Raw genomic sequence first — 8,912 nt, 5'->3', positions numbered from 1 at the left:
CCCTAGTTGAATAATATTCAGTTATTTTGCTTTTAAGTGAATTATATCTATATTGAGTGTTTTTTTGAGCAAAAAAAACGGTTGCCGAAGCAACCGTGTGAAAATATGCATTATTCGAACATAGAGTCTATGTGCGTTGCTTAAGATCGATATCAAGCTCTTCGTATACATGGCGAGCAAAACCGCGGCCAGCTTCGTGATAAATATTGAAGGCTGCATCAATGCCTAAATTTTCTAATTCTTCCATCTCATCGGCATATTTTGCAATAGCAGCAACTTTTCCTTTGTAGTTCAGCGTATTGATTTGCTCCATCGCAAAACTGTTAGCGTGGCTGTTTGGCATGGCAAGTAAGACTAACGAGATCTGATGGCTGCCGATCACCCGCGCCCAAAAATCTGGGTCAGTGGCATCGCCATGTAAAACGTTGCGACCCACAAGAAGGTGATCATCCACTGACTCCTCTCGTGTTTCAATGCCAATGACTTTATTACCATAACGTTCTACTAATTCGTCATAAGCACCACTACCGATACGACCCATACCTAAAATGAGTACCCTTGCTTGACCAAAATCAATCAGCTTATCGCTTGGGTTAAGTAGATCTGCATCATATTCTTTAAGCCATTTTGAAGTATCGTTATACAGTTTGTGGCCAATGCTGTTGAGTGGGGCTGCTATCAAAAACGAGATAGAGACGGTCATCGCAATCGCGACCAAGAAGCTACCTGGTAGCCAGCCTAATTTATAAGCTAAACCACTCACAATTAAGCCAAATTCACTGTAGTTGAATAGGGTTAATGTACCAAGTAACGATGTGCGTACACGGTAACGGAATAGGTGGAAAATGAGGTAATACAGAATCCCTTTGATGGGTAGTAAGAGCAATAAGATGACAGCCATAATTGCGCCATCTAAAGTTGGGGCTTCCGATAAACCAATATTAAGGAAGAAGCATACGAGGAGCAGCTCTTTCAGATTGAAGAGTGATTTGGACATCTCCGAAGCTTTCGGATGCGCCGCAAGCATCATACCTAGAATCAGCGCGCCAAGGTCTGCTTTTAAGCCAACAAGCTCAAAGAGTCCAGCACCTGCTACTAACGCCAAGAAGATTGAATACAACACCAGCATTTCACCGTGCCCTGCTTTGTCCAAAATACGAAACATAAGCGGACGCAAGAAAGGGAGTGCAAATAGCCCTAGTGCAGTGATCTCAGGGATCTTACCCGTTGATATAGTTAAGAACAGCACGGCGAAGATATCCTGCATAACCAGAATACCAATGGCTAAGGTGCCGTATGTTGCATTCAACTCACCTTTATCTTGCAGGGCTTTAATCGCAAAAACGGTACTTGAAAAAGAAAGCGAAAAACCAAGAAGTGCTAGATGGGCAAGGCTTAAATCAGCGAGCATGCCTAAACCGAGTTGTTTTAAACCGAGTAAGGCAAGGGTAAATAACCCGGTTGATAGTAGGTTATGGAGTGTTGCGCCCCCCCAAATTTCTTTGGTCAGCAGGGTTTTAACATCTAACTTTAAGCCGATAGTAAAGAGAAGTAGGGTAACACCAAGATCAGCCAGCATGGAGAGAGTGTCAGTGCTTTGCACTCCCATGCTGCTTAGCCCAAATCCAGCGACAAGGAAGCCGACGAGAGGAGGGAGTTTGCATTGCATTGCAATAAAACCCGCAATGAAGGCGGTGATAATAAAAACGAGTTCCATGGTGGGGGTGATGCTCCTTCTCTCTTGAACGCAAAATATTGCACGAGAATATAACACAAGGGCCATACGTCTGGTGACGTATGGCCCTTAAATAACTGTTACAAATTAAGAGTCTTAGTGTAGTGATGTGGTTAAGGTGGGTTTAATAAACGTTAACCACTCTACTTGTTGCTGCTCTTAATCTTCCAGTAGACGTTGTAATAACACACCATTTAGCATTGCGCGTTTAATCATTGAAAAAGCGCCAATGGTAGGGTGCGAAACAAGCTCTGATGGCACTATCGGCAAGTCTTTATGGAACGTTGATAGTGATTGCGTTTCAATGCAGCGACGAATAGCGGGTAAGACCACATCTTTAGCTTGAGTAATATTCCCTGCTAAGACAATTTTTTGTGGATTAAATAAGTTAATGGTCATCGCGAGTGCTTTACCCAGCTGATTTCCGACCTTAATTAACGCTTGGCTAGCAAGCTCGTCGCCTTTATTGGCAGCTTCACAAATCGCGAGCATGGTGATGTCTTCAAGCTCTTGTAAGCTGCTTGAATAACCCTGGTCGAGTAGTTTTTGTACTTGGGCAATAACAGCAGGATCAGATGCGACTGTTTCAAGGCAACCAAAGTTACCACATTGGCATTTGTCACCGAGTGGGTCGATTTGAATATGACCAATCTCACCTACATTACGATTAAAACCAAGAAAGACTTGGCCATTAACAATAATACCTGCGCCAGTACCGTGATGGACACTAACTAAGATTGAGTCTTTACAGTCACGACTTGCACCAAAGTAGTGTTCAGCCAGTGCGAGTCCGCGAATATCATTACCGACAAAACAAGAAACACCAAAGGTTTCAGTGATGATACCTGCGAGTGGGAATTTATCGACTTCAATGTTAGGCATATATTCAATAATGCCTTTTTCAGGGTCGATAAGGCCCGGAAGTGTGATACCAAACGCGACTAATTCCTTCATAACAGCTTCATTATCAGCAATAAACTGATGAATGTGCTTCATTAAGCCTGAAAGTAGCGCATCTTGGGTTTCGTAATGGAATTGTGTCGCCATACCTGCGATATATTTACCGCTTAAGTCGTATAGCGTTAACTCAATTAAATCACGCCCTAGTCGGATAGCAATTGAGTGAAAAGCAGCTGACTCCGTTGTCAGCGAAATAGCACGTCGACCACCTGTCGATGCTTGTTGCGCGACCTCTTTTATAAGGCCACGCTCAAGTAACTGGCGGGTAATTTTAGTAACACTTGCGGGAGCAAGTTGACTTACGTCTGCAACCTGAATCCGTGAAATAGGGCCTTGTAAGTCGATCAGTCTATATACAGCAGCGCTGTTCAGCTGCTTTACTAGATCTACATTACCAATTTGTCCGCCTGTCATAGTTTAGTTCTGCTCGTATTCACCGTTAACAACAGTCGCCCGAACATTGAATTGACGATCAAAAATAGTCAGGTTAGCAACCATGCCTTTTTTGATGGCACCCAGTTTGTTATCCACACCAATAGCGCGTGCAGGATACAGAGTAGCCATACGAATCGCTTCGTCCAGGGCGATACCTGCATGCTCGACACTATTTGCTACTGCTTCAATCATTGTCAGTGCCGAGCCGCCAAGTGTGCCATTTTCATCAACACACTTGCCATCACGATAATATACTTTCTTACCGACAAAAATAAAGTGATCCATGTCTGCTCCTGCAGGTGCAGTTGCGTCGGTGACCAGTACGAGCTTCTCACCTTTCATGCGATGCGCCATACGGATGTTGGCATAATCAACATGGAAACCATCAGCAATAATACCCGTATAGACTTCAGGTGTATCGTAAATGGCACCTACCATCCCTGGTTCACGGCCAGCGATAGGGGTCATTGCATTGAATAGGTGAGTGGCAAAAGTAATGCCAGATGCAAAGCCTCGGCGTGCTTCAACATACGTAGCATTGGTGTGGCCCGCTGAAACAACAATACCAGCTTCAACTAATTGCTCGATGTGCTCGTGCGAATTTTGTTCAGGGGCAAGAGTTACTTTCGTTACGACATCTGCGTTATCACAGATAGTTTGGATCATGTCATCATCAGAACGACGAATATGATCAACACTGTGAATGCCTTTCTTCATAACGTTTAGGTATGGACCTTCAAGGTGCAAGCCTAAAGAATGGTTATTGTATTTGCTCTGGTATTCACGTTCTGCAGCAATAGCGGCTTTCATGTCTGCATCTGATGAGGTGATCAGTGTTGGTAAAAAGCTAGTACAACCTGATTTCAGGTTCGCAAGGTGCATGGTATGAATAGTATCTGCGTTGATTTCATCGTTAAGCATTACGCCACCACAACCATTCAGTTGTAGATCGATAAAACCTGGCGTGAGTTCAGCGCCATCTAAATCAAGGGTTTTGATATCTTGAGGAAGTTCGGTAACAGGGCATACGGCATGAATGTTCACGCCGTCAATGATGACGGCGTGGTTATTCAGCACATCGCTACCGGTAAAAATGCGGCAATTGGTAAGCGCGTACATGAACAGTTCCTTATTAAAGGTTTTTGATATTTTCAGCTTCAAGTTCTTGGAAGTAGTTTACTGTCTTCACTTTTAGCTCTTGTGTTGCAGCTTCATCACAAACAATCAGTGATTTAGGGTGAAGTTGCAGTGCTGATACTGTCCACAAGTGATTTACAGAGCCTTCAACAGCAGCTTGTAGTGCTTGTGCTTTGTTGTGGCCTGTAACCAGAATCATGATTTCAGCTGAATCAAGTAGTGTACCTACACCAATCGTTAGTGCGTATTTAGGCACTTGCTCGATATCGCCATCGAAGAAACGAGAGTTAGCAATACGAGTATCTTGGGTCAATGTTTTGATGCGAGTACGAGAAGAAAGTGACGATGCTGGCTCGTTAAAAGCAATGTGACCGTCGTTACCCACGCCACCCATGAATAGGTTGATGCGTCCGTAAGACTTAATTTTGTCTTCGTAACGTTGGCATTCTGCTTCGTGGTTATCTGTATTACCGTTAAGAAGATTGATATTTTCTTCTTGAATATCAATGTGATTGAAGAAGTTACCATACATAAAGCTACGGTATGATTCAGGGTGATCCGCTGAAATGCCAATGTATTCATCCATGTTGAAGGTAACAACATGCTTGAAACTTACTTCGCCGGCTTCATAAAGTTCAATTAAACGCTTGTAAGTGGTTAATGGCGTGCCACCAGTTGGCAGACCAAGAACAAATGGACGCTCCGCAGTTGGCTGAAATTTGTTAATAGAATCAGCGATATGGCGTGCTGACCACAAACCTACATCTTTAGCGTTATTAAGCGGGATTAGTCTCACAGTGACACCTCATTCAAGATTGATAATACGGTAAAAATATTAACGGCTTCTTGCCTTTGTTTCGAATGATAAAATAAGTTTTATGATCGAGCTAGCAAAATCGCCTAGATCTTGTCTCTACAGGTGATAAAGATCACAAATGATGACCTTTTAATTTGCGGGGCGAAATTAATTTCTTAAACTGCAAAGGACTAAATCGGATAGCAAAATAAGTTATCTAAATTACATCTAAGAAACCATAGGGGGAACTAAGGGTGAATATTCTTGGATATTTTCAAAAAGTAGGTAAAGCATTGATGGTGCCAGTCGCCACATTGCCTGCCGCAGCAATCTTAATGGGTATTGGTTACTGGATTGACCCAGTAGCTTGGGGCGGTAACAGTGCACTAGCAGCGTTTTTGATTAAAGCTGGTGCCGCTATTATCGACAATATGTCTGTACTCTTCGCAATTGGTGTTGCGTACGGCATGTCTAAAGATAAAGACGGTGCAGCTGCACTTTCTGGTTTTGTTGGCTTCTTAGTTGTTACAACGCTGCTTTCTCCGGGCGCTGTTGCACAAATTCAAGGTATTGACCCAAGTGCAGTTCCTGCCGCGTTTGGTAAAATCAATAACCAATTCGTAGGTATCCTTGTTGGTATCACTTCTGCTGAAATCTACAACCGTTTCTCTGCTGTAGAGCTTCACAAAGCACTAGCATTCTTCTCTGGTAAGCGTTTGGTTCCTATCCTAACGTCTTTCGCTGGTATCTTTATTGCTTTCGTTCTGATGTACGTCTGGCCTGCTGTATACGGTGGTCTAGTAAGCTTCGGTGAAACAATTCAAGGTATGGGTGAGGTAGGTGCTGGTCTTTACGCATTCTTCAACCGTCTATTGATTCCTGTTGGTCTTCACCACGCACTTAACTCAGTATTCTGGTTTGACGTAGCGGGTATTAACGATATTCCTAACTTCCTTGGTGGCGCGAAATCTATCGCTGAAGGTACGGCAACTGTAGGTGTTACAGGTATGTACCAAGCTGGTTTCTTCCCAATCATGATGTTTGGTCTACCTGGTGCTGCACTTGCGATGTACCACACAGCTAAAGCGAAGAATAAAGAAAAAGTGGCATCTATCATGATCGCTGCAGGTTTCGCATCATTCTTCACGGGTGTTACAGAGCCGCTAGAATTCGCATTCATGTTCCTAGCGCCTGCACTATACGTAGTTCACGCAGCACTTGCTGGTCTATCTGTATACATCGCTGCATCTATGCAGTGGATTGCTGGCTTCGGTTTCTCTGCAGGTTTAGTAGATATGGTTCTATCTACTCGTAACCCACTAGCAGTTAACTGGTACATGCTAATCGTACAGGGCGTTGTATTCTTCGGTCTTTACTACACTATCTTCCGCACAGTTATCGTTAAGTTCAATCTTAAGACGCCTGGTCGTGAAGATGATGATGTAGAAGAATCTGGTGTAACTGGCTCTAAAGAAACAGGTGAACTTGCTAAGCAATACCTTAAAGCGCTTGGCGGTCACGGTAACCTAGAAAACATCGATGCTTGTATCACACGTCTACGTCTTACTCTTAAAGACAGTAGCCTTGCGAACGAAAAAACATTGAAAGCACTAGGTGCAATGGGTGTGGTTAAACTAGGTTCAAACAACCTACAAGTTATCCTTGGCCCACTAGCTGAAATCGTTGCTGGCGAAATGAAAAAAATCCCAGCATCTGAAGACCTATCTGCAGTAAAACTGCCTTAGTCTCTTCAAACAGCTAAGTAAGTGTTAATTGTTATCGGCCTCTATTTGAGGCCGATATTTTAAGTAGAAGCAGAGCTTAAAGGAGATGATTTCTGTACCCCTCATTGTCATGGTGCATTTAATAATGGCAAAGATGATGGAAGGTTCAGAAGTTATTTCGGTGACTTCCCCTTGTTTTTCAGGGGCAGGTTGTTCTCAATCCCATTGTGGACTCCTGAGTGGAATGTTGTTTATTGGTGCTAAATTGGCATTGTGATAAAATGATGTATTGTATTAGCCCCGCTATTGCGGGTTTTTTTTATCCATATCAACAAACAATGCATACTATTTGTTGAGTCGTGAGCCATATTTATGGATCATAGAAGACTCAAAAATCCTGTAAGCACACGAGGTCTAATTGATGAGTGAATCTGAAGCTCGTCCATCAAACTTTATCCGCCAAATTATTGATGCGGATTTAGCCAGTGGCAAACATTCAAACGTCCATACCCGATTCCCGCCGGAGCCGAACGGCTACCTGCATATTGGCCATGCTAAATCTATTTGTTTGAACTTCGGTATCGCTCAGGACTACCAGGGACAATGTAATCTTCGCTTTGATGATACTAACCCTGAGAAAGAAGACATCGAGTACGTTGAGTCTATTAAGAACGATGTTAACTGGTTAGGCTTCGAGTGGAGCGGTGAGATTTGTTACTCATCTAACTACTTCGATAAGCTACACGGGTTTGCAGTTGAACTAATTAATAAAGGCTTAGCGTACGTTGATGAGCTAAGTCCAGAGCAGATGCGCGAATACCGTGGCACATTAACTGAGCCAGGTAAGCATAGCCCATACCGTGATCGTAGTGTTGACGAAAACATTGCACTGTTTGATCAAATGAAAAATGGTGAGATTGAAGAAGGCAAGATGTGTCTTCGTGCCAAGATCGATATGGCTTCACCATTTATGGTAATGCGCGATCCGGTTATTTACCGTGTTCGTTTTGCTACTCACCACCAAACTGGTGATAAGTGGTGCATCTACCCAATGTATGACTTTACGCATTGTATTTCGGATGCGTTAGAAGGCATTACGCACTCAATTTGTACGTTAGAATTCCAAGATAACCGCCGTCTATATGATTGGGTTTTGGATAACATCACAATTGAGTGTCAACCGCATCAGTACGAGTTCAGCCGCCTGAATCTTGAATACACGGTAATGTCTAAGCGTAAGCTAAACCAACTGGTTACTGATAAATTAGTATCAGGTTGGGATGATCCACGTATGCCAACTATCTCAGGTTTACGTCGTCGTGGCTTTACGTCGGCATCTATCCGTGAATTCTGTAAGCGTATTGGTGTAACTAAGCAAGATAACACGATCGAAATGAGCTCGCTTGAGTCTTGTATTCGTGATGATCTAAATACCAATGCACCGCGTGCAATGGCTGTGCTTGATCCGATTAAAGTTGTTATCGAAAACTTTGGTGATACTGAAGTACTAACGGTTGCTAACCACCCGAACAACCCAGAGATGGGTGAGCGTCAGGTGCCATTTAGCCGTGAAGTTTACATCGAGCGTGATGACTTCCGTGAAGAAGCGAACAAGAAGTACAAACGTCTAGTTTTAGGCAAAGAAGTACGTCTACGTGGCGCGTATGTGATCAAAGCTGAACGTATCGAAAAAGATGCGGAAGGTAACATCACAACGATCTTCTGTACTTACGATGCTGATACGTTAGGTGTGAACCCTGCTGATGGCCGTAAAGTGAAAGGTGTAATTCACTGGGTATCCGCAGAAGCGGGTCTTTCAGCTGAATTCCGTTTATACGATCGTTTATTCACAGTGCCAAACCCGGCAGCTGCTGATGATTTTGTTGCGGTTATTAACCCTGAATCGCTAGACGTGCAAAATGGCTTTGTTGAGCCATCGTTGCAAACGGCAGAAGCTGAGAAAGCATTTCAGTTTGAGCGTACAGGTTATTTCTGTGCTGATATTAAAGACTCTTCTGCAGAGAAGCTTGTTTTTAACCGTACTGTTGGTCTACGTGATACTTGGGCAAAAATTGGTGATTAATCACTGGTTATAACGCACAAACAAAAAACCAGCCTTCGGGCT

Annotated in this window: 7 protein-coding genes; 3 read left to right on the top strand and 4 right to left on the bottom strand. The window is 43.3% G+C overall.

Annotated features, from left to right (window positions below; translation table 11 throughout):
- Positions 1–127: 127 nt before the first annotated feature.
- The 4 genes from ASV53_RS09740 to nagB all read right to left on the bottom strand — a co-directional run bounded on the left by ASV53_RS09740 (position 128) and on the right by nagB (position 5,063).
- A complete protein-coding gene (locus ASV53_RS09740) occupies positions 128–1,717 on the bottom strand; it encodes a cation:proton antiporter domain-containing protein (RefSeq protein WP_062689876.1) in 1,590 nt (529 codons plus the stop codon).
- Between the two features lie 177 nt (positions 1,718–1,894).
- Positions 1,895–3,109, bottom strand: a complete 1,215-nt coding sequence (gene nagC, locus ASV53_RS09735) for a DNA-binding transcriptional regulator NagC (RefSeq protein WP_062689878.1) — start codon at positions 3,107–3,109, stop codon at positions 1,895–1,897.
- A gap of 3 nt (positions 3,110–3,112) precedes the next feature.
- Positions 3,113–4,249, bottom strand: a complete 1,137-nt coding sequence (nagA, locus tag ASV53_RS09730; RefSeq protein WP_094956958.1) for an N-acetylglucosamine-6-phosphate deacetylase — start codon at positions 4,247–4,249, stop codon at positions 3,113–3,115.
- A 13-nt stretch (positions 4,250–4,262) separates the two neighbouring features.
- Positions 4,263–5,063 carry a glucosamine-6-phosphate deaminase gene (gene nagB, locus ASV53_RS09725; RefSeq protein WP_094956957.1) on the bottom strand — a complete coding sequence of 267 codons (801 nt, stop codon included), beginning with the start codon at positions 5,061–5,063 and terminating at the stop codon, positions 4,263–4,265.
- 254 nt (positions 5,064–5,317) lie between these two features.
- Here nagB and nagE point away from each other — a divergent pair, with 254 nt between their 5' ends.
- From nagE to glnS, 3 genes are all read left to right on the top strand, one after another.
- Positions 5,318–6,808, top strand: a complete 1,491-nt coding sequence (gene nagE, locus ASV53_RS09720; protein WP_094956956.1) for an N-acetylglucosamine-specific PTS transporter subunit IIBC — start codon at positions 5,318–5,320, stop codon at positions 6,806–6,808.
- 124 nt (positions 6,809–6,932) lie between these two features.
- On the top strand, positions 6,933–7,064 hold the full coding sequence (locus tag ASV53_RS26115) for a hypothetical protein (protein WP_275657095.1): 132 nt from the start codon (positions 6,933–6,935) through the stop codon (positions 7,062–7,064).
- A gap of 144 nt (positions 7,065–7,208) precedes the next feature.
- Entirely contained in the window at positions 7,209–8,870 is a 1,662-nt protein-coding gene (glnS, locus tag ASV53_RS09715; protein WP_094956955.1) for a glutamine--tRNA ligase, read from the top strand.
- The last annotated feature ends 42 nt before the right edge of the window (positions 8,871–8,912 follow it).

This window comes from Photobacterium sanguinicancri, from assembly GCF_002265265.1.
GTDB lineage: Bacteria > Pseudomonadota > Gammaproteobacteria > Enterobacterales > Vibrionaceae > Photobacterium > Photobacterium sanguinicancri.
This window is presented reverse-complemented; position numbering and strand designations above follow the sequence as displayed.

Excerpts from the sequence above, each read along its gene's own strand:
- nagC (WP_062689878.1), bottom strand. The coding sequence starts at position 3,109 with ATGACAGGCGGACAAATTGGTAATGTAGATCTAGTAAAGCAGCTGAAC.
- ASV53_RS09740 (WP_062689876.1), bottom strand. The coding sequence starts at position 1,717 with ATGGAACTCGTTTTTATTATCACCGCCTTCATTGCGGGTTTTATTGCA.
- nagA (WP_094956958.1), bottom strand. The coding sequence starts at position 4,249 with ATGTACGCGCTTACCAATTGCCGCATTTTTACCGGTAGCGATGTGCTG.
- glnS (WP_094956955.1), top strand. The coding sequence starts at position 7,209 with ATGAGTGAATCTGAAGCTCGTCCATCAAACTTTATCCGCCAAATTATT.
- ASV53_RS26115 (WP_275657095.1), top strand. The coding sequence starts at position 6,933 with ATGGCAAAGATGATGGAAGGTTCAGAAGTTATTTCGGTGACTTCCCCT.